The following is a 622-nucleotide window of genomic DNA, read 5'->3' on the forward strand; positions in this document are numbered from 1 at the left end:
CGAGGCCGTGTAAAAACGCGCAGAACGGCCGACCGATCCCTCCCCGGCGGGAGCACAGTTGCGTTAGGACGTGACGCAGGCAAATGAAGTGATCGTGTTTTACTGGCAAACAGCGTCGGCGCGCGCATTCACGCGCCTGCCAGCTTCATCGCTCGCATCGTCTTTGCGAATCCGAGGATCCTGATGACTCGCTTGAGGTTGTATGCCAGCACGTGCAAACTCATTTCAGCGGCGACATGGCCAAGTCCACGCGTCTGGAAGTGCGTCGTCCCCATCCAGTGCTTGAGAGTGCCGAACACGTGCTCGACCGTGCGCCGTCGCATCGTCATGGCATCGAGCTGGCGATCCAGCCTGGACTGCATCGCCTCAAGCACCGCTTCGTGTTCCCATCGTCGAATACGCCGGTAGTCGGTGGGCGTGCACCGGTTCTTTATCGGGCATTTCGGGCAAGCGCTGCTCCAGTAGGTACGCAGGGCCATCGGAGTTTCGCGCTCGACGGAAGTAAATCGGTAAATCGCCCGTTGCCCCGCTGGACATAGGTATTGGTCGTCTTTCGCGATGTAGATGAAGTCGGCCCGATCGAACCGTCCATCTGCCTTTGCACTGGAGGTTTGTGTTTTTG

1 protein-coding gene is annotated in these 622 nt (G+C 59.0%); it reads right to left on the reverse strand.

The features are described from left to right. Positions 1–128 precede the first annotated feature (128 nt). The coding region (locus SB764_RS38210; protein WP_410866490.1) for a transposase at positions 129–622 on the reverse strand (494 nt) is incomplete at its 5' end.

The sequence above is a fragment of the Paraburkholderia sp. SIMBA_027 genome (genome assembly GCF_046535315.1).
Taxonomy (GTDB): Bacteria; Pseudomonadota; Gammaproteobacteria; order Burkholderiales; family Burkholderiaceae; genus Paraburkholderia; species Paraburkholderia tropica.